The organism is Geomonas paludis (genome assembly GCF_014193585.1).
Lineage (GTDB): Bacteria > Desulfobacterota > Desulfuromonadia > Geobacterales > Geobacteraceae > Geomonas > Geomonas paludis.
The window spans coordinates 145,842-170,437 of the sequence record NZ_BLXY01000004.1 but is presented as its reverse complement, the minus strand read 5'-3'; the positions used below and the strand labels follow the sequence as shown (position 1 = coordinate 170,437).

General features: G+C 65.0%; 22 protein-coding genes. 2 read left to right on the top strand and 20 right to left on the bottom strand.

Going from position 1 to position 24,596, the window contains the following annotated elements; all coding sequences use genetic code 11:
• Window positions 1-102 precede the first annotated feature (102 nt).
• The 12 genes from hypF to H7687_RS12730 all read right to left on the bottom strand — a co-directional run bounded on the left by hypF (window position 103) and on the right by H7687_RS12730 (window position 14,634).
• Complete coding sequence (hypF, locus tag H7687_RS12785; RefSeq protein ID WP_183347945.1) at window positions 103-2,382, bottom strand: carbamoyltransferase HypF; 2,280 nt, start codon at window positions 2,380-2,382, stop codon at window positions 103-105.
• A gap of 21 nt (window positions 2,383-2,403) precedes the next feature.
• Entirely contained in the window at window positions 2,404-3,261 is an 858-nt protein-coding gene (gene hypB, locus H7687_RS12780) for a hydrogenase nickel incorporation protein HypB (protein WP_183347944.1), read from the bottom strand.
• An 18-nt stretch (window positions 3,262-3,279) separates the two neighbouring features.
• On the bottom strand, window positions 3,280-3,462 hold the full coding sequence (locus H7687_RS12775) for a twin-arginine translocase TatA/TatE family subunit (RefSeq protein ID WP_183347943.1): 183 nt from the start codon (window positions 3,460-3,462) through the stop codon (window positions 3,280-3,282).
• Between the two features lie 175 nt (window positions 3,463-3,637).
• Window positions 3,638-4,123 (bottom strand): HyaD/HybD family hydrogenase maturation endopeptidase, encoded by a 486-nt coding sequence (locus H7687_RS12770; protein ID WP_183347942.1) that lies wholly within the window; start codon window positions 4,121-4,123, stop codon window positions 3,638-3,640.
• 309 nt (window positions 4,124-4,432) lie between these two features.
• Window positions 4,433-6,112 carry a nickel-dependent hydrogenase large subunit gene (locus H7687_RS12765; protein ID WP_183347941.1) on the bottom strand — a complete coding sequence of 560 codons (1,680 nt, stop codon included), beginning with the start codon at window positions 6,110-6,112 and terminating at the stop codon, window positions 4,433-4,435.
• A 34-nt stretch (window positions 6,113-6,146) separates the two neighbouring features.
• Window positions 6,147-7,484 (bottom strand): Ni/Fe-hydrogenase cytochrome b subunit, encoded by a 1,338-nt coding sequence (gene hybB, locus H7687_RS12760; RefSeq protein WP_183347940.1) that lies wholly within the window; start codon window positions 7,482-7,484, stop codon window positions 6,147-6,149.
• A complete protein-coding gene (gene hybA / locus H7687_RS12755; RefSeq protein WP_183347930.1) occupies window positions 7,484-8,410 on the bottom strand; it encodes a hydrogenase 2 operon protein HybA in 927 nt (308 codons plus the stop codon). The genes hybB and hybA overlap by 1 nt, the downstream gene beginning before the upstream one ends.
• Complete coding sequence (locus H7687_RS12750) at window positions 8,394-9,500, bottom strand: hydrogenase small subunit (RefSeq protein ID WP_183347928.1); 1,107 nt, start codon at window positions 9,498-9,500, stop codon at window positions 8,394-8,396. Before H7687_RS12750 ends, hybA begins: the two co-directional genes overlap by 17 nt.
• Window positions 9,501-9,715: 215 nt before the next feature.
• Entirely contained in the window at window positions 9,716-10,048 is a 333-nt protein-coding gene (gene hypA / locus H7687_RS12745; protein ID WP_183347926.1) for a hydrogenase maturation nickel metallochaperone HypA, read from the bottom strand.
• 64 nt (window positions 10,049-10,112) lie between these two features.
• Complete coding sequence (locus tag H7687_RS12740) at window positions 10,113-11,033, bottom strand: sensor histidine kinase (protein WP_183347924.1); 921 nt, start codon at window positions 11,031-11,033, stop codon at window positions 10,113-10,115.
• A gap of 361 nt (window positions 11,034-11,394) precedes the next feature.
• Entirely contained in the window at window positions 11,395-12,765 is a 1,371-nt protein-coding gene (locus H7687_RS12735; protein WP_183347922.1) for a sigma-54-dependent transcriptional regulator, read from the bottom strand.
• A gap of 27 nt (window positions 12,766-12,792) precedes the next feature.
• Window positions 12,793-14,634, bottom strand: coding sequence for an MEDS domain-containing protein (locus tag H7687_RS12730; protein WP_183347920.1), 1,842 nt, complete (start codon window positions 14,632-14,634; stop codon window positions 12,793-12,795).
• Window positions 14,635-14,848: 214 nt separating this feature from the next.
• Here H7687_RS12730 and H7687_RS12725 point away from each other — a divergent pair, with 214 nt between their 5' ends.
• On the top strand, window positions 14,849-15,130 hold the full coding sequence (locus H7687_RS12725; RefSeq protein WP_183347918.1) for a hypothetical protein: 282 nt from the start codon (window positions 14,849-14,851) through the stop codon (window positions 15,128-15,130).
• A 124-nt stretch (window positions 15,131-15,254) separates the two neighbouring features.
• Here H7687_RS12725 and H7687_RS12720 read toward each other — a convergent pair whose 3' ends face one another.
• Together H7687_RS12720 and rsgA are read right to left on the bottom strand one after the other, a co-directional pair.
• Window positions 15,255-15,977, bottom strand: coding sequence for a spermidine synthase (locus tag H7687_RS12720; protein WP_183347916.1), 723 nt, complete (start codon window positions 15,975-15,977; stop codon window positions 15,255-15,257).
• A 16-nt stretch (window positions 15,978-15,993) separates the two neighbouring features.
• On the bottom strand, window positions 15,994-16,914 hold the full coding sequence (gene rsgA, locus H7687_RS12715) for a ribosome small subunit-dependent GTPase A (protein ID WP_183347914.1): 921 nt from the start codon (window positions 16,912-16,914) through the stop codon (window positions 15,994-15,996).
• Window positions 16,915-17,220: 306 nt separating this feature from the next.
• On the opposite strand from rsgA, the gene H7687_RS12710 reads away from it, so the two are divergent.
• Window positions 17,221-17,658 carry a GSU0071 family protein gene (locus H7687_RS12710; RefSeq protein ID WP_183347906.1) on the top strand — a complete coding sequence of 146 codons (438 nt, stop codon included), beginning with the start codon at window positions 17,221-17,223 and terminating at the stop codon, window positions 17,656-17,658.
• Here the strand turns inward: H7687_RS12710 and H7687_RS12705 are convergent.
• The 6 genes from H7687_RS12705 to H7687_RS12680 form a co-directional block, all read right to left on the bottom strand.
• Entirely contained in the window at window positions 17,607-18,263 is a 657-nt protein-coding gene (locus tag H7687_RS12705; RefSeq protein ID WP_183347904.1) for an HAD family hydrolase, read from the bottom strand. The genes H7687_RS12710 and H7687_RS12705 overlap by 52 nt on opposite strands.
• Window positions 18,264-18,450: 187 nt before the next feature.
• Window positions 18,451-20,622, bottom strand: coding sequence for an alpha/beta fold hydrolase (locus tag H7687_RS12700; RefSeq protein ID WP_183347902.1), 2,172 nt, complete (start codon window positions 20,620-20,622; stop codon window positions 18,451-18,453).
• Window positions 20,619-21,380 (bottom strand): glycerophosphodiester phosphodiesterase, encoded by a 762-nt coding sequence (locus tag H7687_RS12695; RefSeq protein ID WP_183347900.1) that lies wholly within the window; start codon window positions 21,378-21,380, stop codon window positions 20,619-20,621. Before H7687_RS12695 ends, H7687_RS12700 begins: the two co-directional genes overlap by 4 nt.
• A gap of 88 nt (window positions 21,381-21,468) precedes the next feature.
• Window positions 21,469-22,959, bottom strand: coding sequence for a phosphate acyltransferase (locus H7687_RS12690; RefSeq protein WP_183347898.1), 1,491 nt, complete (start codon window positions 22,957-22,959; stop codon window positions 21,469-21,471).
• Window positions 22,943-24,028: a butyrate kinase gene (gene buk / locus H7687_RS12685; RefSeq protein WP_183347896.1), complete on the bottom strand. Its 1,086-nt coding sequence runs from the start codon at window positions 24,026-24,028 to the stop codon at window positions 22,943-22,945. The genes H7687_RS12690 and buk overlap by 17 nt, the downstream gene beginning before the upstream one ends.
• A gap of 75 nt (window positions 24,029-24,103) precedes the next feature.
• The gene (locus H7687_RS12680) at window positions 24,104-24,571 is read right to left on the bottom strand and encodes a pyridoxamine 5'-phosphate oxidase family protein (protein WP_183347895.1); all 468 of its coding nucleotides are present in this window, start codon (window positions 24,569-24,571) and stop codon (window positions 24,104-24,106) included.
• Window positions 24,572-24,596: the final 25 nt, after the last annotated feature.

The window sequence follows — 24,596 nt, the reverse complement described above, 5'->3', positions numbered from 1 at the left end:
GAGGGGGAGGGATAGGGAGGGGGCGCGTAGCGGCTGTGGAAGCAATGCCCCCCTCCCAACCTCCCCCCTCCGGGGGGAGGAGCGTGAAAACCGTCCAAATATTTATTTGCCCCTACAGCCGAAAAGCCTGCCAGCTATGACCGCCTGCCCCAGGGCCAAACCGCCGTCATTAGGCGGCACCAGCCGGTGGCAATAAACCAGAAAATCCGCCGCGGCAAGCCGATCCGCCACATCCTCGGTGAGCAGCCGGTTCTGGAACACCCCGCCCGACAGGACCACCCGGTCCAAACCGGTCGTCGTCCTGATCCGCCCGCAGACATCCACGATCCCGGCGGCGACGGTGCGATGGAAAGCGCGGGCGATGTCGGCGCGGCTTCTGCCCGCGGCAAGGTCGGTGCAGATGGCGACGACGGCCGGCGCGAAATCCAGCACCTCTCCGGCCTCCCCTGTCACCAGGTACGGGTACGGCTCGTCGGCACTCCCCGTTTCCGCCAACGCCTCCAACTCGATGGCTGCCTGCCCTTCGTAGCTGATCCGGTGCCGTACACCGAGGAGGGCGGAGACGGCATCGAAAAGCCTGCCGCAACTCGACGTGAGCGGCGCGTTGATCCCCTTCTCCAGCATCTTCAGAAACAGCGGCCGGTCGGATTCCTGCACCTGCTCGCACACCGTCAGCGGCTGCCGGAACAACTGGTCCTCGTGCAGCCGGTACAGCGCCGAGAGGGCCATGCGGTAGGGTTCCTTCACCGCCGCATCGCCGCCGGGCATGCGCAGTTGAGCGAGATGGCCGCGCCGTTCGAAGCCACCGTAGCCACCGACCAGGAACTCGCCCCCCCAGATGGTGCCGTCGCTGCCGTAGCCGGTGCCGTCAAGGATCACTCCAATAACGTCCCCGTCCAGACCGTTTTCAGCCATGCACGACGCCATGTGCGCGTGGTGGTGCTGCACCGCGACGCACGGGAGCCCCAGGCCCTGCCCGTAGACAGTAGAGAGGTAGTCCGGGTGCAGGTCGTGGGCGACCACTTCCGGCGTAATTTCGAGAAGGCGTTGCAAGTGCCCTGCACTTTCCTCAAGCGAGGCCATGGTCGCTGCGTTCTTCAAGTCACCGATGTGCTGGCTCAAAACCCCTTTCGCACCGCGGCTGAGACAGAGGGTGGCCTTCAGCTCCGCCCCCAGCGCCAGCACGCTGGCCTGTTCGTCCGGCAGCGCCAGTGCCCGCGGCACGTAGCCGCGCGAACGGCGCAGAAAAAGCGGCTCGCCCCGGTACAGGCGGATGACGGAATCGTCGGTGCGGGTGTGGATCTCGCGGTCGTTGGTCAGGAACATATCGGCGATGCCAGAGAGCATCCGCAGCGCCTCGTCGTCACGATAGGCGATCGGCTCGTCGGACAGGTTGCCGCTGGTCATTACCAGCGGACCGCCGAAGCTGCGCGCCAGGAGGTGTTGCAGCGGATTCCCCGGCAGCATGAAACCAAACCAGCCGTTGCCGGGGGCCACCAGTTGCGCTATCGGGGTCTGCGGCAGCTTCCTCATCAACACGATGGGGCGCTCCACCCCGGCGAGGAGCCGTCCTTCCAGGTCCGAGCACCTCACGTGGCGCCGCACCGAGTCGAGGTCGGCGGCCAGCATGGCAAAGGGCTTCTCGTCCCGCTTCTTGCGCCGGCGCAGCAGACTGACGGCGGCCTCGTTGCAGGCGTCGACGGCGAGATGGTATCCCCCCACCCCCTTCACCGCGACGACGCGTCCCGCGCACAGCGCCGCAAGCGCTTGTCCCAAGGGATCCCCGGCGACAGGGGTGCCGTCACGGTCGACGAGGCTCAGGCGCGGACCACAGACCGGACAGGCGTTGGGCTGGGCGTGGAAGCGGCGGTTCAGCGGATCGTGGTACTCGGCCAGGCAGTCGTCGCACATGGCGAAGCCGGCCATGGTGGTGGCGGGGCGGTCGTAGGGAATGCCGGTGATGATGGAATAGCGCGGGCCGCAATTGGTGCAATTGATGAACGGATAGAGGTAACGGCGGTTATTCGGGTCGAACATTTCGGCGAGGCAGTCGTCGCAGACGTCGCAGTCGGGGGATATCTCGCCCCCCTTCCCCGCCTTGGCGCTGTCCATGATGACGAACCCCTCGCCGCCGGCCGGGGCGATCTTCTCGAACTTGACGGACCCGATCACGGCCAGCGGGGGCGCCTCGTCGCGCAGCGCATGGCTGAAGGCAAGCAGGTCTTCCCCCTCCCCCTCGGCCTCGATCTGCACCCCCTTGCCGGTGTTGCGCACCCAACCGGAGAGCCCGAAACGCAGGGCGAGACGGTACACGAAGGGGCGGAAACCCACCCCCTGCACGATGCCGTCGATCTCCAGGCTGGCGCGCTCGCGTGAGGTCATCTCGTCACCGAAAGGTCCGGACTAGGCCTTGGACCGCTCCATCCCTTTCTTGAGCCAGGCGTACCACTCGTCCATCCCCTGGCCGGTCTTGCTGGAGACCTCGAGAATGTGGATGCCCGGGGAGACCCGGCGCGCCATTTCCTTGCACTTCTCCACGTCGAAGTCGAGGTAGGGGAGCAGGTCGACCTTGTTGAGCAGCATGATGTCGGCGGCGTGGAACATCTGCGGGTACTTGAGCGGCTTGTCTTCGCCCTCGGTGACGCTCAGGACCACCACCTTGTGGTGCTCACCCAGATCGAAGGAAGCGGGACAAACCAGGTTGCCGACGTTCTCGATCAGGAGCAGGTCCAGGTTGTCCAGGTCGAAGCTCTCCGTGGCGTGCAGCACCATGTGCGCGTCGAGATGGCAACCCGCCCCGGTGTTCACCTGTTTCACCGGCACGCCGGTCGCCGCGATGCGCATGGCGTCGTTGTCGGTCTGCTGGTCACCCTCGACCACGGCGCAGCGGCAGGTTGCGGAGAGGTCTCTCAGCGTCCTCTCCAGGATGGTGGTCTTGCCCGAACCGGGCGAGGAAACCAGGTTCAGCACGAACAGCCCCTTCTCACGGAACAGGGCGCGGTTGCCCGCTGCCATCCTGTTGTTCTTGGAGAGGATGTCGGTCTCGATCACCACCTTCCTGGCAGGCTGCTCCTCGCCGGGATGCTCGTGGTGATGGTGGTGTTTATGCCCCTCACCGTGGTGATGGCCATGGTCATGGTCGTGCCCGTGATGGTGGTCATGACCGTGGTGGTGCCCATGGTGGTGTCCGTGATGGTCGTGATCATGATCGTGATCGTGGTCGTGGTCGTGGTTCGGGCCGCAGCCGCAGTCTACGCACATATCGGTTCAACCTCCGGTTTAGCCTTCCTTCTTCTCGCTCTTCTCGTTGATCTGGACCACGTCTTCGCCGTTCATGGCCTTCTTGAAGCCCCTGATGCTGCTCCCCAGAGCCTGGCCGAACTGCGGCAGTTTGCTGGGACCGGCAACCACCAGCAGGATGACGGCTACGATGATCAACTCGGGCAAACCAAATCCAAACATGTCGTTCTCCTTTACGCCGATCCGCTGACCGGATCGACTGTTTTCCAACATTCGTCCACATCCCCTCTCCCTGTGGGAGAGGGTCAGGGTGAGGGCGTCGGCACAGGGCAAATGGCTGCAGTCGGCAGCGCCCTCACCCGCCCTTCGGGCACCCTCTCCCGGAGGGAGAGGGAACCTAAGCGGCTTTCTTTTTGAGTTCCACGCCGACCTTGGCCAGTTCTTCGACCACGAGCCCGGCCACCTTTTCGAGCCCGGCCTGCAGCGGCGGGGTGAGCTGATCGCCCGGGTCCAGCGACTGGGCCACGATGCCGAAGAAGGTGAGGTCCGGCTTGGGTGCGTCGCGCATCTCCGAGATCAGGAGCATCTCCTGCAGCCCGATCTGGTGCGGCGACATCTTGACGGGAATGTTCTTCAGCATGATGTCTTCGCGCTCGTAGCGGAAGATGTCACCCGGTTCTCCCTTGGCCTGCACCACGTCCACCAGGATGACCTTGTCGGCCTCCTCGAACTTGAAGTGCACCATGATGCCCAGGGTGCCGCCGTCGTAGAGTTCGACGTTGTCCGGGATCTGGTAGTGCTGCTCTAAATGTCTGACGAAATGGACGCCGAACCCCTCGTCGGAGAGGATCAGGTTGCCGGCGCCATAGATGAGGACCTGCATGTAACCTCCAGAAAAAAGAAAAGGCCGGGGGAAAACCAGGGGCTAGGGAGCAGGGACTGGGGCTAGCAAAACCAGGCTATAAATTAAACGAGTACCGGCGGCGGCACAAGCTTTTTTCGCTGGTGCGCCCCCCTATAGCCCTTCGGATTTACCGAATTTTTGCAACCCCCAAACCATCTCTAACCGCTGTCTTTCACTACCGGCCACCAGCTATGGGAGGGGGACAGGCACCTTGCGGAGACAGTCCCCTGCCCGTTCTACAGAGGGGGACTGGCTCCGTCAGGTGCCAGTCCCCTTTCGTTGTTACAGCTACAGCACCTTCACCTTGGTGATCTCCGCGCCTTCCGGATCCACGGTGTGGACGGCGCAGGCGATGCACGGGTCGAAGGAGTGCACGGTACGCAGCACCTCGAGCGGCTTGCTGGCGTCGGCGATCGGGTTGCCGACCAGCGATGCCTCGTAGGGACCGAGCTCGCCCTTGTCGTTCCTCGGCGCCGCGTTCCAGGTGGAGGGAACCACGGCCTGGTAGTTCTCGATCTTCTTGTTCTTGATCACGATCCAGTGGGACAGGGTGCCGCGCGGAGCCTCGTGGAAGCCGACGCCGCGGTACTCGCCTTTCGGGATCACGGTGTGGTTGGCATAGGTCTGGTCGCCGGAAGCGATGTTGGCGATCAGCTTGTCCAGGTTCTCCAGCGACAGGTCGGCCATGACGTGGGCGCGGGCGCCGCGGCAGAAGAGACGGCCCATGGTGGAGTGGATGTCCTTGAGCGAGATGCCCAGGGTGGACACGGCGCCGTCCACGAGCTTCTTCACCTTCGGGTTGCCTGCGGCGTAGGCGGCCATGATCTGTGCCGGCGGGCCGACCTGGACCGGCTTGCCGTCGAGGGTCGGAGCCTTGCACCAGGAGTACTTGCCGTTTTCTTTGAAGTCGGTGTAGTCCGGCTTGGTCTCGCCGTCCCACGGATGCAGGGTGCCGTTACCCTCGTACCAGGCGTGGGTGACGTTCTCCTTGATGTTCTTGATCAGGTAGTCGTCGCGGTGATCCTTGACCATCCTGATGCCGCCGATGTTGCCGCCCATGACCACGCCGCCGGGGAGCTGGAACTTGGTGTTCTTGGTGTCCTCCGGGAACTCAGGCACGGCCATGTAGTTGGTGACGCCTGCGCCGTACTTGAACCAGTCCTTGTAGGCGCCGGCGATGGCGAGGAGGTCCGGGTAGTAGACCTTCTGCACGAAGTCGCGGGTCTCTTCCATGAGGGTTCTGAGGTAAATCAGGCGCTCCATGTTGAGGGTGGCGATGTTCTCGGTGTTGATCGCGGTGGCGACGCCGCCGACCACGAGGTTCTGGATGTGCGGGTTCTTGCCGCCCAGGATGGCGGTAGCCTGGGAAGCCTTCCTCTGGTAGTCGAGCGCCTTCAGGTAGTGGGCGACCGCCATCAGGTTCACTTCCGGGGAGAGTTTCATCGCCGGGTGGCCCCAGTAGCCGGTGGCGAAGATGCCGAGCTTGCCGCCGGCCACGAACGCCTTCAGCTTGTCCTGCACCGCCTTGAACTCCTTCTCGGAGTTGCCCGGCCAGTCGGAGATGCTCTGCGCGATCTGCGCGGTCTTCTTGGGATCGGCCTTGAGCGCGGAGACGATGTCGACCCAGTCCAGGGCGGAGAGGTGGTAGAAGTGGACGATGTGGTCCTGCACCGAGTGCTGGGCGATCATGATGTTACGGATGTACTGCGCGTTCAGCGGCACCTCGACGTCGAGGGCGTGCTCGACGGCGCGGATGGACGAGATGGCGTGCACGGTGGTGCAGACGCCGCAGAAACGCTGTACGAAGCTCCAGGCATCCTCCGGGGCGCGCCCCTTGAGGATCACCTCGATGCCGCGCCACATCTGGGCGGAGGACCAGGCGTTGGTGACCTTGCCGCCGTTTGCTTCGACATCGATCCTCAGATGTCCTTCGATTCGGGTGATGGGATCAAGCGTGATTCTAGACATTTATTCCTCCAAAAGGCTAATTGCTTAATTAATGTTAGTGCGCGTGCGCCTCGCCGGCCGGCAGATGTTTCTCCGCCTCGCTTCCCTTGTGCTTCTTGGCGTGCCCTTTCTTCTTGTGGGCGCCGTGCAGGTCCATGTTGGGCAGAACCGGGAACAGCGCCACGAAAACCTTGTAGCCCAGGATCTCCAGGGCCACGATGCCCACGGTGATCATCACCTCGGCGAAGGAGGGGAAGTACCTCCACCCCTGGCCCGGGTTGAAGCCGATCAGGTAGACGTTGAAGCGGTACAGGGCGCCGCCCAGAACGATCATGGAAGCCGAGATGAAGAGCCAGCGCGCCGACTTCCTGGCCTTCTTGACGAAGAGGATCAGCGAGCCGCAGGCGACCAGCAGGAACTCGGTCATGAACCAGCCGGAGTAGAAGTCGCCCTTCAGCGCCGCGTGAATCTGGCCGCGGTAGGAGAGGTCGCCGATCACGACGGTGAGCCAGATCACGGTCACGAACGGGATCAGGCCGGCCAGACCGGAGAGTTCCTCGATCTCGAAGGGACGCTTGAAGGAGTAGCTCGAGATGATCGACTCCAGGATGGCGATGGCGTAGCCGATGAAGACGCAGTTCAACAGGAACAGCAGCGGCAGGAAGCCGGTGTGCCAGAGCGGATGCAACTTGGTCGAGGCGATGAGGAGCAGGCTCCCCAGCGAGGACTGGTGCATGGTCGGCAGCGTGATGCCCAAAACGATGAAGAAGATGAGGACCTTGTTCAGGCGCGGGTTGAGCCAGGCAGCACCCAGGCGCACCATCTCCAGCTTGTCCTCCATGGTCTTCTTGTCCGGCGCGATCTTCGGGTGCAGCCAGTTGCGGATCGCGTTCATGCGGTCCCACTTGCTCTTCTCGATCGAGGTGAGGATCGCCGGGAGGAACTCCAGGATCAGGACGGTGGAGTAGGCCATGACGCAGAGTGCCACCTCGAACATGGCGGAGTTCGCCTGCCACTTGCTCGGGATGAAGAAGTTGTAGGCGTTCCAGGGACGGCCCAGGTCGACCATGACCGAGAAGCCGGCCAGGCCGTAGCCGAACATGGAGGTGAGGATCGCCGAGCGGATCATCGGGTGGTACTGCATCCTGTTGCGGATGTAGACCAGGATGGCGACCGCGTAGCCGCCGCAGGCGATGGCCGTGCCGGTGGCGACGTCGTAGGTGATCCAGATGCCCCAGGGGTAGCCGTCGCTCATGTTGGAGACGGCGCCGATCCCTTTCACGTAGCGCACGCCCACGAAGTAGAAGCCGAGCAGCACCACGGAGAGGAGGATGAAGAAGGATTTGGTAAAGATCTTACCTTCCAGCTTCTGGTATTCTTCGCTGTGTCCCATTACTTATCCCCCTTCTGGTGATCGTCGTCGTGCCCCTGGTGTTTCTTCATGTTCTTCACCGCGATGAAGCAGAGGGTGCTGTACAGGGCCAGCGGGGCGATGAAACCCTTGTAGATGGTGTGCTGGATCTTCTCGGAGAACTCGGCCGGCGCTTCCGGCTTGATCTCGGGGAGCCCGAGCTTGTTGAACGGCATGGAGGCCAGGTAGAGGTGGTTGGTGCCGCCCCCTTCGTGCTCGCCGTAGACGTGGGCCACGTACTTGTCCGGGGTGTCCTTGAGCCTCTGGTGCGCCTCCTCCAAAAGGTCCTTTCTCTTGCCGAACTTGATGGCGGCCGCCGGGCAGACCTCGGCGCAGGCCGTGATCCCCTTCTCGCGCAGGTTGGTCGCCTTGCACAGGTCGCACTTCACGATCTGCGGCACCGCCTTCTCCCACTGGAACTTCGGGATGTTGTACGGGCAGGCGATCTGGCAGTAGCGGCAGCCGATGCAGGTGTTCTTGTTGTAGTCGACGATGCCGGAGATCTTCTCCTTGGTCATGGCGGAAACCGGGCAGACCGAGACGCAGGAGGGTTTCTGGCAGTGCATGCAGGAGTACTTCACGTAGCTCCAGCGCTTCTCGCTCTCCTTGAAGAGCTTGATCAGGGTACGGGTCGAGCCGGAGAGGTCGCTCGGGGCATCCCACAGGCCATCCTCGTCGAACTTAGCCTTCTCGTAGGAGAGTGAGCCGTAGTCGGAGTTGACCCGCTTGCAGGCCGACATGCAGGCCTTGCAGCCGACGCACTTGGTGGCGTCGTAGAGCATGCCCAGCTCGTCGTTGTTGACCTGGAGTCCCTCGTTGGCCAGGGCGTTACCCGCGCCGCAGGCCAGAAGGCCCGCGCCGGTAGCACCGGCCAGCTTCAGGAAGTCGCGTCTACTTGTCTTTTTCATGGGCACCCTCCTGCGCCTCACCCGGAAGCTTCTTGGCGAGCATCGCGCCGGCGCCGAGCGCCGCACCTGCCGCGAGACCGACGAAGCCGGTGGTCAGCGGGTCCGGACCCTTCCCTTTTTCCTTCAGGTCCACCGGAGCGTAGCTGTCAAACGGCGTCGGCTCGTGGATCTGTACCTTCTCGGCGATGGCGGTCTTGAAGAGGATGTCCGGCTCGGTGCAGCCGATGCAGGGGTGACCGATGGATACCGGCCAGGCGCCCACGTCGTTGAAGCGCTGCACGGAGCAGTTGGCGTTGGTCGCGGGCCCCTTGCACCCCAGCTTGTAGAGGCAGTACCCCTGGGCGTGGGTCGGGTCGCCGTAGGCCTTGGCGAAGCGGCCGGCGTCGAAGTGCGGACGGCGCTCGCAGTGCTCGTGGATCTTCCTGCCGTAGGCGAACTTGGGACGGCCCAGCGCATCGAGCTCGGGCACCTTCTTGAAGGTCAGGTAGTAGAGCACGGTGGAGAGGAAGTTGTAGGGGTTCGGGGGGCAGCCGGGGATGTTGATGATCGGCTTGTCCTTGATGATGTCCTTGACGCCGACCGCGCCGGTCGGGTTCGGGGAGACGGACTGGATGCCGCCGTAGGAAGCGCAGGTGCCGATGCTGATGATGGCGGCGGCCCCTGCGGCTGCGTGCTGCAGGGATTCGAGGGCGGTCCTGCCGGAGACCTTGCAGAAGATGCCGTTCTGCTTGGTCGGGATGGCGCCTTCAACGACCAGGATGTACTTGCCGTGGTTGGCTTTCATGGAATCATGCAGCGCCTGCTCGGCCTGGTGACCGGCGCCGACCATGAGCGTCTCGTGGTAGTCCAGCGAGATCATGTCCAGGATCAGCGTGGAAATGGTCGGGTGGGACGAGCGCAGAAGCGACTCGGAGCAGCCGGTGCACTCCTGGAAGTGGAGCCAGATCACCGCAGGGTTGCCGTTTTTCTCAACGGCCTCGGCCACCTGCGTATGCATGGCGAAGGGCAGCCCCATCATCGCGGTGGCGGTGACACAGGCCTTCATGAAACTCCTGCGGGTGACCCCTTCGCAAAACATCTCTTCTTTCATAACAAGCCTCCTCGAGATAAATCAAACCGCCCGTATACGGCAACACCCGTGCCAATTGAGTAAACAAAATTTCAAAATGTAATACACTGAAATCATTGCGCAAAAAAAATGGCGCCCGCGGATGCTTTCCGCGCGGCGCCTTTCACTGCTTCATTTTGTTGGGTACTTCTGTCCCGGTTTTGTATCATTTTGTCCCGAGGCCGGGACAGAAAGGGTCACTCCAGTTCCAACTCCTTCACCCTCAGTTCCTCGCCCGAGACGATGGCAAGACCGAAAGCGCCGCATGCCGGGCAGGGGGAAAAGAGGCTTTGCAGCGGGAATTCACCGTGGCAGGCGGGGCAGTTGCCGCGCCCCGGCACCTCTTCGATGGTCAGCTTGGCCCCCTCCAGCAGCGTCCCTTTGGTGCAGGCCTCGAAGCAGAATTCCACGCTCTCCGGCACCACCCCGGACAGTTCCCCGATCTCGAGGACCACCTCCACCACCTTGCGCCCGGCGGCGTGACCTTCGCAGATCTCCACCACGCTCTGGGTTATGCTCATCTCGTGCATGCCCGCCTCCGATTTTAATGTGGAGGGATCATAGCAGATCGGGCTGCGCAGCAAAAGGGGCTTTTCAGGTGATGCACGACTGCAGCGTGAAGAAGAAGGTGGCCCCCTTGTCCACCTCCCCCTCGGCCCAGATGCGACCGCCGTGTCGGTTGATTATGCGCTGCACCGTGGTGAGCCCGATGCCGTTGCCGGGGAACTCGCTGGAACTGTGCAGGCGCTGGAAGGCGTGGAACATGCGCTCGGCGTTGGCCATGTCGAAGCCGATGCCGTTGTCCTTCACGAAACAGGTCTTGTCCGCAGCGCTCTCCTGCGCGCCGAACTCGATGCGGGCCACCTCGCGCATCTGGGAGAACTTCCAGGCGTTGCGCAGCAGGTTCTTCATGGCGATCTCCAGCAGGTTGTGGTCCCCGAAGGTGCGGATCCTGGGCTGGATTACAAACTCCACCTTGCGCTCCGGGGTCCCCTGCGCCAGGTCCGCCGCGGTGTCGCTGACGATCTCGGAGAGGTCGACCACCTCCCGCTTCAGGCTCAGGTAGGAGAGCTGGGACAGCTGCAAGAGCGCCTCGATCAGTTCGTTCATGTGCTGGCTGGATTTGAAGATGCGCTCGAGGTAGTCCATCCCCTCCAGGTCAAGCCGCCCGGCGTACTGCTCCTGCAGTGCCCGGGTAAAGCCGCAGATGCGCCTCAAGGGCGCGCACAGGTCGTGGGCCACCGAGTAGTTGAAGGCTTCGAGGTCCCTGTTGATCGATTCGAGCCGCTCGGTCTGCTCGGTGAGCAGGCGCTCGACCTGCTGGGTCAGCAGGCTGATCTCCTCGTTGTTGGGCCTCTCCAGGAGCATGTTGCGTATGGTCTCCAAGGAGGTATGGACAGCCGACTTCAGATCTACCGCGTACGACGCGTTCAGCATGCTGGACGCTATTTCCTTGTCTATGGTCAAATACCGACCCTCCCCGTTGTTCCTCTTCGCCTTGTACGCATCGGTCATGGGGCACCCCCTGTTGACCTGCACCCCCTGAGGGGCTCGCCGGCACGGTTTGTCTCGGTGCACCTCGAAGCGGCCCTGAAGCCCACTTCCCGGAACAGCCCTGCCAGCTACCGTTTGAACATCCTTTGCTGCGCCATTGTCGCTGGGTCCATCGTGATATATCAGCAGCAACCGTGCCCACCTTGCCTTCCCGACATGCGCGTGTAATTCCAACCACTTCCCCAAGCCGGGGCCTCGGCGTCGCGCCGGGGTCCGGCAATAAAGGTTTACCTTTTTCGTGGCAGATGGCGCCGGGGCCTTGCTGGCGGCGCTGTGCGGGGAGGCAACGTTTGTGGCAGGTGCAACATTCGTTGCAGGCGGCTCAGGCGGATTTCCTCCTGAGCCGGTTGTTGAGGGCTTGCCTGGAGATCCCCAGCAGACTGGCGGCCTCGCCCTGGTTCCCGTTGGACATGCGCAACGCCTCGCTGATCAGGTGCGATTGCGCTTCCTTGATGCTAGGGAAGCCGTTGAAGATGACGGTGACGACCTCGTGTCCCTCCACGGTGAGCCCCTTGCCGGAAGGGATGCTCATGTTGGAGCGGAAAGCCGCCAGGGTAAGGGGGCCTTTCTCGTGCAGGGCGACCGCGTCGTACACCATGGCCTGCAGCTCGCGGACGTTGCCCGGGAAATGGTACTGCTGCAACAGCCGCGGCAGTTCGGAGGGATACCAGGGGCGCTTCTTGCCCATCTGCCGCGAGGCCAGGGTGACGAAATGCTCCAGCAGCAGGGGAATGTCCCCCTGCCTCTCCCGCAGCGGCGGGATGTGCAGCCGGTGGCAGCTGAGCCGGTAGTAAAGGTCTTCGCGCAGCTTCCCCTGCTCCAGGAGCAGTTTCAGGTCGCGGTTGGTGGCCACGACGATGCCGGCGTCGGTCTTCGCCGCCGCATCGGAGCCAAGCGGCAGGTACTCGTGTTCCTGGATCAACCGCAGGAGCTTCACCTGGGACCCCTCGCTCAGGTCGCCGATCTCGTCCAGGAACAGCGTCCCCCCCGCCGCCTTCCTGATCAGCCCTTCGCGGTTTTCCTGGGCGCTGGTGAAGGCGCCCTTGCGGTGCCCGAACAGGGTGTCGGAGAAGACGGCGTCATCCACCCCCGCCACGTTCACCGTCACCAGCGCTCCCTTTTTCCCCGAACAGCGGTGCACCGCCTCGGCGAAGAGCTCCTTGCCGACGCCGGTCTCCCCGGTGATCAGCACCGGCTGCCCGCTGTGCGAGACCGCCTGGGCCCTTTTCATGAGCCTGAGCATCTGCGGGTCTTCGGTGACGATGTCGGGGAAGGGCATGCGCCGCCAGCGCAGCCGGTGCTCGTCCTCGCACGGGCCCAGGGCGCGGTCGATGGCCGCGAGGAAAAGACCGTTGTCGATCGGTTTCAAGAGGTAGTCGCAGGCGCCGGCGCGCATGCAGGAGACCGCCTGTCCCACCTCCGCCATCCCGGTGATGATCAGTACCGGCAGGTGCGGGAACTCTTCCACCAGGCGGGGCAGAAGGTCGCGCCCGGTCACCGTGGGAAGCGCCAGGTCCAGGACCACCAGGGCCGCCTCGTGGCGGCGCAGGTAGGGAAGCAGCCCGTCGCCGTCCTCGAAGGTGAGGACCGGGCCGACCCCGTGCCCCTGCAAAAGCGCCCGGTAGATCTGCAGCATGTCCTGGTCGTCATCCACCACCACTACCGGCAGCGGTGTCGCTTCGTTGCTTTTCATGACCAGCCTCTCTGCATTACGACGTCGCTAGACCTGGAAGTAGAGTGTCGCCCCCTTCCCGGCCTGCTCCGCGCTCCAAATCCGCCCCCGATGCAGGTTGATGATGCGCTGCACGGTGGCGAGGCCTATGCCGTGGCAGCTCCGCTCGCTACCGCTCCCGCCGGCCACCTCGCGCAGGGTCGCGCTCAGCCGCGGGCCGTTGTCGCTCACATAGCAACTGCGCTCGCCCTCGACCTGGGCGGTACCGAACCTGATCACCGGGTGTTTCACGCCGATGGTGCAGTGCCAGGCGTTCTCCAGCAGGTGTTCCATCGCCAGCCGCAGCATCTCCTTGTCGCCGGTCACGGTGACCCCGTCCTCGATGCGGAAATCGACCGGGCGCTGGGCGTGGCCGCTCAACTGCGCCGCGATCTCCGAGGCCATGGCGCTCAGGTCCACCTCCACCGGCTGCAGTTCCGCCGCCGTCAGTGCGGTCATGCGCTCCAGGGCGGCCACGGCCCCGCACAACTCGCGCGCCGCCGCCCCGATGCTTTCCAGGAGCTCGCGGCCGGCAGGGTCGAGCCGGCTTTTGCTGAGCTTATGCAGCCTGCCGCAGTCGCCGGTGATCCGCTCCAGGCGCGCCCCGAGGTCGTGGGACACCGCCTGCCCGAGCGCCACCAGTTCGGCGCTGCGGGTCTCCAGTTCCACCTTGAGTACCCTGAGCCCGGTCTCCGCCTGCACCCGCGAGGTCATGTCCAGGCCGATGATCCAGTTCACCCACCCGGTGATGGGGACGTAGCGCGAGATGTTGGACCAGGAGATGAGCTTGGGGGAGCCGTCCCTGCAGCGCAGGTTCCATTCCCGCCCCCGGTAGTCCCCCCCCTGCGGCGGATGTGCCGCCACCACGTCCTCGCGCAGCGCCCCGTCGACCTGGAGCAGCTCCAGCATCGGTTTGCCCATCACCTCCTCGACGCGGAAGCCGGTGATGCGCTCGTACTCGTGGTTGCAGGCGGCCAGGCGGTCCCCGTTGTCGAAGGCCATCATGATCACCGGCAGGTGCTGCAGGATGGTCTGCAGGCGCCTGCGGTTGGCCAGAAGCGCCTCGTCCTTCTCGTGGATCTGCTGCTCGTTGGCGCGCAGGGTGTCCTCTTCCTGCCAGTTCTCGTAGATCTTGCGGGCCAGTGCCGCGTAGGCCTGTTCCAGTTCCTGCTTGAGCCGCTCGCTTTCCGCCTCCACCATGGTCATGTGCTGCGCGGCGGCCAGGAAGACGTCGAGCTCGCACACGGCGGCCTTCTTGCGGTGCGGCAGCCCCGGCGGGATGAAGAGCGGGTTCTGGCACACCCTGCCGCCGCTGACCAGCCCGGGGTGGATACGGACCAGTTCCAGGAGCAGTTCCGGGCTGAACAGGCGCCGGTCGTACAGACAGAGCAGGGCCGTGTCCTGCTCCTCGGCAAACGCGGTCAGGTCGCGCTCGAAACGGTGCAGCAGCTCCTGCGACTTGGGATCCTTCACCGCCCAGGCCATGTCGCAGATGATCCGGGTCCCGCTGAAGCCCTCGGTGGCGGCGCCGGCGCAGATGTTGCGCAACAGCTCCATGACCCGCTCCTGCTTGAAGGCCCCGCCGCTGAACCAGGCCTGCTTGACCGGCAGCAGGACCAGCGCGCCGGTGTCCTGTTTTTGCACCTCGACCACGCTCTGCAGCAGACGCTCCAGTCTATCCTGGGCGGCATGGAGGTAAACACAGCGCTCCCCTATCGCCACCCCCTTCTGGATGAAGGGCAGCACCAGGTTCAGCACCTCCCCCTCGTCCTGGTACAGCAGGCAGAGGTGATCGTGGCTGTTCACGACTCCGATGTCCGCGATTTCAGATGCGCGTTTCTCTTCTTCCATCGGGGCTATCTCCTCGCTCGGGTGGACATTAAAAAACACCAACACAATATACTGGAAGGCGACACCTTTGCAATAAGGTCAAGGGCGAATTAGCCCACGGGAGGGGGTGAACTCGGGCGGTAACAGCGATTTTTTGACCGGGGTCAAGGAAGGGGGCAGCGGCGCCGTGCTAGCCTGCGTCACGCTGGTGATCCAAAGCTAACGAGGAGGAACGATGTGCGATTGCGGTTCGGGTAGCTCGAGGGGCGGTGGCCCCTACGCTACCGGCAGGGAACTGGTTGAGTTTGTGCTGGCGGCGCACGGCGGGCGGGTGGCGTGTTCGCCGCTGCCGACCGCGCTGGAGGTGTGCTGCCAGGAGTGCGGCAGGGATTTCGTGCTGCAGACCTTCGTGCAGGGTTGCCCCTCCTGCGGCGGCGTGCACGCGGTGTCGCCGCCGCGGGCCAACGACCCCGCTGCGGTACAGTATGCGGGGGCCGGTTTCGGCGCGGCAGCTTGAGGGGACTGGCTCCGCAAGGTGCCTGTCCCCTTAGGGCTTGGTAAGCCGGCAGGGCGGAATGTAGCGTTCCGCTAGAGGGACAGGCACCTGACGGAGCCAGTCCCTTCTGCAACTGTATGATCTTTTACCGGCGGCCGGAGCGCTTCGGACGCCCTTCGGGACGGGGTTCGGGACGGGAGGCCAGTCGGGCCAGGTAGACCACGTGGCGCAGTCCGCCGCGGCCGGGACGGTCGCAGGTGACCGAGAAGCCGGCCTGGCGCAGGCGCTTGTCGAAGCCCTGGTCGTAATTCTCCCCCCAGACGGCGAAGACGCCGCCGGGTTTGAGGGCCCCCTTGCTCATCTCGATGGCGATCTCGCCGTAGAGCGGGTCCATGATCTTGTCGGTCCTGGCATGCGGCCCGGTGTACAGGTCGAGCACGATGGCGTCGAAGCGGTTGTTGCTCATGGCGCTTCTCCTGATCACGTCGGCCACGTTGGCGATTTCCACTTCCACGCGGGGGTCATCCGCCGCACCGGCGGTCAAGGGCGCCAGCGGCCCGCGGCACCACTGCAGCACCACCGGGTTCAGTTCCGCGACCAGGACGGCCGCGTTGTGCGGCAGCTGGTCCAGCACCGCCCGCAGGGTGATCGCCATCCCCAGTCCCCCCACCAGCACCCGCGGCGCCGCCGCGTCCTTCAGGTGACCGCAGGCCACCTCGCCCAGGGCCACCTCGGAGCGATGCAGCGAGCTGTTCATCAAGACCAGCCCGTTCACGGTGATCAGGAAGTCCCGCTCGCCCCGTTGTCTCAGTTCCAGGACCCCGTCGCCGGTAGTCACGCTTTGCAATACTTTCCAGGGTACGGCCATGTATCTCCTCTTCTGATTATTTCTTCCAGTTGCGCCGCTGCGCCGCCTCTTCCAGGGCCTCGACTTCGCCCAGAAGCAGCAGGTAGGTCTGGTAGCGCTCCTGCGTGATTCCGCCCGTGGACAGCTCGTCGCGCACCGCGCAGCCCGGCTCCTGGCGGTGGCGGCAGTCGTTGAAGCGGCAGCGGTGGTCCTGCAGCGCCTCGAAGCCGGGGAACCAGGCGGCAAGTTCGGGAACGGTGATGTCGACCAGGCCGAAATCGCGGAAACCGGGGGTATCCACCAGTTCACCGCCACCGGGCAGGGCGTGCAGCGACGAAACGGTGGTGGTGTGCCGGCCGGTCCAGTTGTAGTCGGACAACTCCCCCACCTTCAGGTTCAGCTCCGGGCAGAGCGCGTTCATCAGCGAGCTTTTCCCCACCCCGGTGGTGCCGACGAAGGCGCCCCGGTGCCCCTGGCGCAGGAACTCCCGCAGCGGCTCGATGCCGGCGCCGGTGACGGCGCTCAAGGGGAAGAAGGGGACAATGCCGCCGTAGACGCCGGCGGTGGCATCGCTTAGCTCGGCGGACTCGGGGAGGTCGCACTTGTTGAAGACGACGAAGGGAGCAAGCCCGGCGGCGCGGGCGGCAACGATGGCGCGGTCCAGAAATCCCGACGGGGTGCCGGGAGCGAGCACCACGCCGAGCACGTCGAGGTTGGCGGCCAACAGGTGAACGCCCCCCCTGGCGTCGCGCCGGCTCAGCTCGGTCCTCCTCGGTAGCCGGTTCAGGACCTCGCCGGCCACGGTGACCTGGTCCCCGACGACGTGGCCGGAGTTGCGCTTCACCTTCACCATGCGCCGCTCCCCCGTCTCGAAGAGCACCTCGACGGCCACCCCGAAATGAGAAACGATGAGACCCTGCTCGGCCCCGCTCTCCCCCTGCTGCTTACGGTTACCCATACCCCTCCAAGTCGAAGTTTCAGGCAGTTACGCCCCGGTTCACTTCCAGACAGGCTCCGAGAGTACGGCAGGAGTGAAAAGTTGTCAACTAAAGCAAATTTGCGCCGATAAATGCGGCAGATGAGTGCGCCGGGAGCGGTTGACACCGGCATCGTTTTGCACCATAGTTTGCCTTATGCAAGAGCCGGGACCGCCGGTGCCGGAACCCTTTTTCACTACTTGACTCGACGGGCAAAGCAACGCCCCTCACATAGAGATCCGATGGGACGCAGGAACATCACTACCAGGCGTCCAAAGGTGGCGGCTATGAGTAAAGAGACAGTGGATGAAGCGATCGACATGTACGTGAAGGAACGGATGGTGAGAGGAAAACAGATGGCCATTACCCATTTCCTGGCCAGCCTGTACCTCAAGGAACAAAGCGAAGGGATCATCGACTGCATGCGCAGGGTGCGGGGGCTCACCCGCTACTACATGGACCTCACCAAGGTGATGCTCAACCCGTTCAAGGGCCCCGAGGTGGCGTGGCTCTTTTCCATGGTGAACATCGCGATCTACGCCTGCTTCCTCCTCTCGGTCGAGGACCAGCGGCTGCTGGGCATCGCGCTCCTCTCCGGGACCCTGGTCAACGGCGGCTACCTGATCCACAACATGACCAGGAAGTGGTGCGACATGCACGTCATGCTGGCCATCTACGACGAGATCGTGCAGATCGCCGACCATGAACTGGAGACGCTGGTCTGAAGCGCCTGCGCCAGCTCGGCCAGGCTCCCCACCGCGAGGTCGGTGAGCTCGGGCCAGCGGAAGGCGCGGGCAGGGTCGACGTGAACGGTGCCGGCGCCGGCCGCGCGACCGGTCTCCAGATCGAAGGCGTAATCACCTACCATCACCAGTGCCGCTGCGGGAACTCCCCAGCGGCACGCCAGTTTGTGGATGCCGTCCGGGTCGGGCTTGGCCCGCGCGTCGTCCCGCCCCAGCACGTCCCCCGCCCCGATGAAGTTCATGAGCCCGATACGCGCCAACGTGGTCAGCGCGTTCTCCTTCGTGTTGCGGGTCAGCACGCCGATGCGGGTGCCGCGCCCGTGCAAAAGCTGCACGAGCTCCAGCGCCCCCTCGGCCGGCTCGGTCCGCCCCGCCAGTTCCTCCTCGATCGACTGCAAAAGCGCCCGCGCCCGCATCCCCTCCGCCTCGGGCAATCCGTCCAGGTGCCCCAGGATGTCGCTCCCCTGCGGGACTCCCAGCACGTTCCTGATGTGGGCGAAGTCGTGAATGGCGACGGTAAGGGTGCCGTCCAGGTCGAAGACCCAGTGCCGTTTCTGCAATATGCCCTGCGCTTTGTCGTTTTCCATACCACCTTTGTAGCAGATCCCGACAGATCTGAAAAGCCCGCTCCCCCTCCATGTTGCAGCGGCTACAAGTCCCCCCTCCCCCTTGCGGGAGGGGTTAGGTGTGGGGGAACTAGCCATCATTTCCGCAGCTTGCGGCTTCCCCCCCGCCCCCTCCCGTCAAGGGAGGGGAAGAACTGGAAACGGTTCGCTAAGGGGTCTGCGCCACGCCCCCTGAGCCAAGCAGTGTGTCGACGAACGCCCCCACCGCGGCGTGGACCTCCTCGGACCCCGCGCCGGCCAGGATGCCGTGGCGCTGGAGCGGGAACCTCTGGTAGCTCTTCTGCTCGCTCCCCAGCATCTCGAACAGCCGCTGCGAGCCGCGCGGATCGACCACCGGATCCCCCTCGGCCTGCAGCACCGCGACCGGCATCCTGATACCGGCCAGCCTGGGCTCCAGCTCACTCATGAAGCGCTCCATGGCGCGCAGCGCGCTGACCGGGATCCTCGAGTAGTTGAGCTCCGGGCGTTCCGGCACGCTCTCCACGAACTCCTTCTTGGCCCACTGGTAGCTGAAGACGTCCATGACGCGGTTCCAGACCGTGACCGCCGGGGCAAAGCGGGAGGAGATGTCCAGCAGCCGCTGCGGCGGACAGACCGCAAAGACTCCCGCCGCGTCGCCGACCCGACTGGCGCAGTCGAGCGCCACGCCGCCGCCGAAGGAGAATCCACCCACCACGACCCGGTCGCACAGCGACTTCATCAGGGCATAGCCCAGGTCCACCGACTCCATCCAGTCGCTGCCGCTTCTGAGGGCCAGGTCCTCGGGGGAGGTGCCGTGCCCCTTCAGGCGCACCAGGTAGACCCATAGTCCCTTCTGCTGCAGGTAGCGGGCAAGTTCCAGCATCTGCGCCGGGACCGAGAGGAGGCCGTGCACCAGCACCACGCCCAGCCGGCGCAAGTCCCCTTTCAGCAGCACGGGCATCCCCACCTCGCTCTCCTTGCTCTCCCCCTCGCGGTAGTACTCGCGGTAGTCGGCGTCGAACTCCTCCAGGGCCTGGCGTTCCAGGATCTGCGCCACCTTCCTGCGCACCAGCCAGACCGGCAGCCAGTCGATCAGGTGCACCTCGCGCTGCAGTTGGGTGAGCGGGAGCACCTCGTTGGCAATGACGCCGATGGGGTTGTCGATCCTGGCACGCTGCATCTCGAAGGGTGCCGAGAACTTGGCGCGGTCCTTCACCAGCATCCCGTCCTTGGCCACCACCACCCCCTTCTCCAGCGCCAGCTCGCGGAACTCCCGATACTTGTGATAGCGGTCGTCGGTCAAAAGCGAGACCTGGTTGGTGCTGAGGCTCTGGTGCAGTTTGCAGGTGATGTGCCTGGGGCATAGCTTGGTCAGGAGAAACGCCCTGCGCCGGAAGTCGTCCTCGTCGATGGTCTTGAAGGGGTAGGCACGTAACAGAGAAGCGAAGAGATGGTCGTGGTTCACCGTGGTGAGGTCGTAGATGCTGCTCATGTAGCGCTGCATGAGGCGGTTCGCCTCGTACTTCATCTCGTTGATGGACGGCAGGCGATCGTCGAAGCCGTAACTGGCGGTGGAGACGATGTCGGCCTCGACCTCCCTGCTCCTCAGGTAGGTGGAGGGATCGATGGGGCTGCCGAAGCGGATGTCGATATCCACGCCGGAGAGGAGCATGCTCCCCTCGGTGAGGATCTCCTCCTTCAGGTGCTGGGGCGCCTCGCGCAGGAAAAGTTCGCTGAGCTTGCTGAGGGCGTTCTCCCGGGCGCGCAGCGGGTAGTAGGTGATGTTCACCGGGACGATGTGGCACTTCCCCTTCCTGAGCGGCCCGAGGTCGGGGATCTGGAACATCCCCTGCAGCCGCGCCACCTCCTCCGGAGCCACGCTCTGCAGCCTCAGCATCCTCTGGCGGTAGAACTCGGTGCGCAGCGCCAGCGTCGCGGCGCCGGAGCGGGGACGCACCCCGCTGGAGGGGAGCAAAAGCCGCTTGCGGAACAGCTCCTTGTCCTTCACCATGCGCCCTTCCGGGAAGATGATCCAGCTCGCCTCGCCGGTCAGGAGGGTCTTCACAATGACCCGGTCGCGGTCCGGGTTCTTGGTTGATACCGCACCCATCAGGTCCAGGAAGCTCCCCAGCGGCCCCGCAAACAGTGAAGCGTCGGCGAGCGACCAGACGGGGATCTTGGTCAGGCGGTAGATGTGGTAGGGGAGCAGCACTGTCTCGATGCGGGTGAAGTGGTTCACCACGAAGATGACCGCCCCCTCGGGGATGTGCTCCTTGCCGTGCACGTTCACCCGCAGCTTGGAGAACCCCTGCAGCATGGCGATCATGCGCCCGGTGGCTAGATAGGCCTTGCGGTTCATGCTTTCTCCCCGGGGAGCCCCAGGGCGCGGCGCAGCCAGCCCGGGCGGTTGGTCATGATGGAGTCGACGCCGAGGTCGGCGAGCCTCGCCGCGCCGCGAGCCGAATCGACGGTCCAGACGTGGATCTCCAGCCCGCGTTGGCGCAGTTCCCGGACCAGCGCGGCGTCCAGGATGGCGCGGTCGCGACTGGCCAGCCCGTCGGCGCCGGTCTCGGCGAGCCGCGCGAGCACCTGGGCCGGTGACGGGTGCCAGCCGCCGCGCCAGCGGTAGTCGCACAGCCAGCAGACGCGGTAGTCCGGGAGTCGTTCCTTGAGCGCGGCCACCAGCAGGTGGTCGAAGGCGAGAAAGCGGATCCGGTCCGCGGGGACGGCGGCGCGTGCCAGGTCGGCGGCCAGGGGAGCGATGATCTCGGTGCCGCACTTCAGTTCGACGAAGAGCCTCTTGCCGGCGGGGAGCATCCCGAGCACCTGGGCCAGGGTCGGGATCGGCTCGCCCCGCCACCGCTCCCCCTTCCGGCTCCCGGCGTCCAGGCGCTGCAGTTGGGCCAGGGTGGCGTCGGCCACGGCGAGGTCCATCCCCGTGGTGCGGGAGGTGCCGGGGTCGTGCAGGCAGACGATGTGGCCGTCGCGGGTGAGCCGGAAGTCGGCCTCGATGCCGTCCGCCTGCTGCGTGAAGGCAAGCCGGAACGAGGCGAGGGTGTTTTCGGGAGCGTCACGGGAGGCGCCACGGTGGCCGATGATGAGCGGGGTGCTGGGCATGCGTTCCTCGCGTCGAAGTGATCAAACGTTCATTAGCATACCCGGCCGCTGTCGGGAAAGCAAACAGCAAAGGGAAAGAGAGGGCTTTTCACTGCTCACGGCGCAGGTAGTGGCCGTAGAGGGAACTGGCGCAGATGGTGAGGAACTTGGTGAGGTCGCTGTCGCTCCTCGAGGTGAGGATGATGGGTGCTGAGGCCCCCAGGACCACGTTGGCCACCTCGGCCCCCATGGTGAAGACCCAGCTCTTGTAGAGGAAGTTCCCCCCGGAGATGTGCGGCACCACGATGATGTCGGCCTGTCCCGCCACGGGGTTGCCGGTCAGTCCCTTCTTGCGCACCGAATCGGGATAGAGGGCGAGGTCGTAGGAGAGCGGGCCGTAGACGTCGGCCTGCGGCCATTGGCGCCGGGACAGTTCCTGCTCCAGCAGCGTGGTGGGGATGTTGGCGGAGGGAACCTCGTTCGCCTCCAGAAGCGCCACCTTGGGACGCTCGACGCCCAGGGCGCGCGCCACCTGGATGGCGTTGTCGATGATGTCGATGGCGGAGGCCGCCTCCTGGTGCGCGAAGAGCTCGGGGTTGATGGCCGGGTCGGTCAGGAAGATGAGCCGCTCCACGCCGGGAAGCTCGAAGATGCTCACGTTGGAGAGCCTTCTGCCGGTGCCGATGCCGGTCTCCCTGGCGAGCACCGCCTTCATCAGGATGGCGGTGTTGATCCCCCCTTTCATGAGCAGATCCCCCTGCCGGGTCGCCACCAGTTCCACGCCGACGCGCGCCGCCTCCCGCTCGTAGTCGTCGCCGTTGCCGACGGGGACGAAGCGGTACTCTCTCTCGAAGATCATCAGGTCGGCGCAGCACTCGCGCACCCGGTCCGGGTCACCCACCAGGAGGACCGACTCCAGGATCCCTTCCTCGATCCCCTTGTTGACCGCCTTCAGCGATCCTGCATCCGGGCAGACCAGCACCACCTTCTGGCGCGGGGCGAGCCTGGCCGCCTCGATCAGGCTCTTCATGCCGTGCCCCTTGGTGAGCTGCAGCATGGACTCGCCCTTGTAGAGCACCGCCATCAGCCGGGTGTGGTCGCTGAGGGAGACCAGCACGTGCGGCAAAAGCGAGTCGAAGTAGAGCGAATCGCCCGCCTCCAGGCGGAAGGGCTCGCCGTCGACGGTGACCTGCAGCTCGCCCGAGAGGACGAACAGGAACTCCTCGCCGGGGTGGCGGCTCAGGTCCGGCTCCGTTTCCGGGGCGCGGTACAGGTCCACCACGAAGGGCTCCAGGTGCCGGCCGGCATAGGCCTGGGCCAGGCTCTCGTAGTGCAGGGCGTTACGGCGGTCCACGCCGACCCGCTCGTCCCTGCCGGTCTTAACCGCCCGCTGCCGCGACTCCTGGCCCCCCCCCAGAAGGCGGGAGATGCCGACGCCGAGGAAGGTGGCCAGCCGCAGCAGCTCCGATATCCCCGGGGAGAGCTGGTCCGCGAGCACCCGGTCCAGGGTCTCTTCGTCCCACCCCAAGGCCTCGCGCACCTCGTCCATCGGCACGCCCTTGGCCGCGACCACCGCTCTCAGGTTAGGCCCGATCTTCATCGGCTCCTCCCGGGTAACGGCTCGCCTGTTCGGTGCCGCTGAGCACCCTGAGGGCGCCGTCGATCAGCGCCTCGATCTCGAATTCGCCGGGGCGCACGAAAACCGGCGCGATGAACTCCACCCGCTGCCGCACCCCCTCCACCACGGTCGCGCTGAAGGCAAGCCCCCCGGTGAGGACGATGCCGTCCACCGCGCCGGCAAGGGCGGCGGCCAGGGCGCCGATCTCCTTGGCGATCTGGTAGACCATCGCCTCCAGCACCAGGGCGGCCCAGTGGTCGCCCTCTCTGGCGCTTTCCTCGGCCTCGCGCAGGTCCACCGTCCCCAGGTAGGAGAAGACGCCCCCCTTGCGGGCCACGATGCTCTTCAGCTGCTCGGTGGTGAAGGCGCCGCGCTCCACGAGTTGCAGCACCCCGATCACCGGCAGCCCGCCGGTGCGCTCGGGGGAGAAGGGGCCGTCGCCGTTCAGGCCGTTGTTGACGTCCACCACCTGCCCCAAGCGGTGCGCCCCCACGGTGATGCCGCCCCCCAGGTGCGCCACGATCAGGTTCAGCTCCTGGTAGGGCCTCCCCAGCTCCCGCGCCACCTCGCGCGCCACCGCCTTCTGGTTCAGCGCGTGGAACATGCTGCGCCGCTCGATGCCCGCCATGCCGGAGATGCGCGCCACCGGCCACATCTCGTCGATGACCGGCGGGTCCACCACGTAGGCGGGTACGCCCAGGCGCGCCGCCACCGCGTGGGCCATGACCCCGCCCAGGTTGGCGGCGTGCTCGCCGTTCACCCCGCGCATCAGGTCCTCCAGCAGGGGCTCGTCCACCAGGTACACGCCGCTGGGGACCGATCGCACCAGTCCGCCCCGCCCCACCACCGCGTCCCAGCGCACCTGCTCGACGCCGGCTTGACGCAGGTAGCGCACCAGGTGCTCCATCCGGTAGTCCAGCTGTTCCATCACGGCGTGGAAGCTCTCGATCTCGCGGCGGGGGTGCTCGATGGTCGCCTTGACGAGTTTCCCCGCGCGCCGCACCCCTACCTTGGTCGACGTGGAACCGGGATCGATAGCCAGGATGTTCATGCGGACCTCGCTTGTTGAGCTATCAGTGGTGCTCCTGGGGGTCAGTGGTTGCCGGTCAGTGGTTATTGGTGACGGTCAAAGGTTGCTCTTGGCTGCCATGGAGGAGATGTCGACGGCGAACACCGTCGTTGCGGCCAGGGTCCCCTCCGGGAACTGGAAGGTCTCACCGGGAGCGTACTGAGCCATGATTATACCGAGCGCCTCGCATTTTTCCCGGTAGCCGTCGATCACCCGCGCGGTGCCGAACCCGACCACGCTTCTGTACTTCATGGTGAAGTCGCAGGGCTTTTCCGCCGGCAGCACCGCCCCGTGCTCGACCACGGTGAAGCAGACGCGGTTGTTCTGCTCGATGATCTCCAGCTTCTTCCCCGCCGCGGCGCAGTGGAAATACAGGGTCGACTCACGGTAGCCGTAGTTCATGGTAACCAGGTAGGGCTCGCCCTGTGCCGCCAGCGCCAACTGGCAGACCGTCCCCTTCTCCAGGATCTCGTTGGTCAGCTGTGCCGAGAGCCGGCGGTCATTCCTTCTCATGGTGTCGTCCATATCACCCTCCAGTATTTCCTCTATC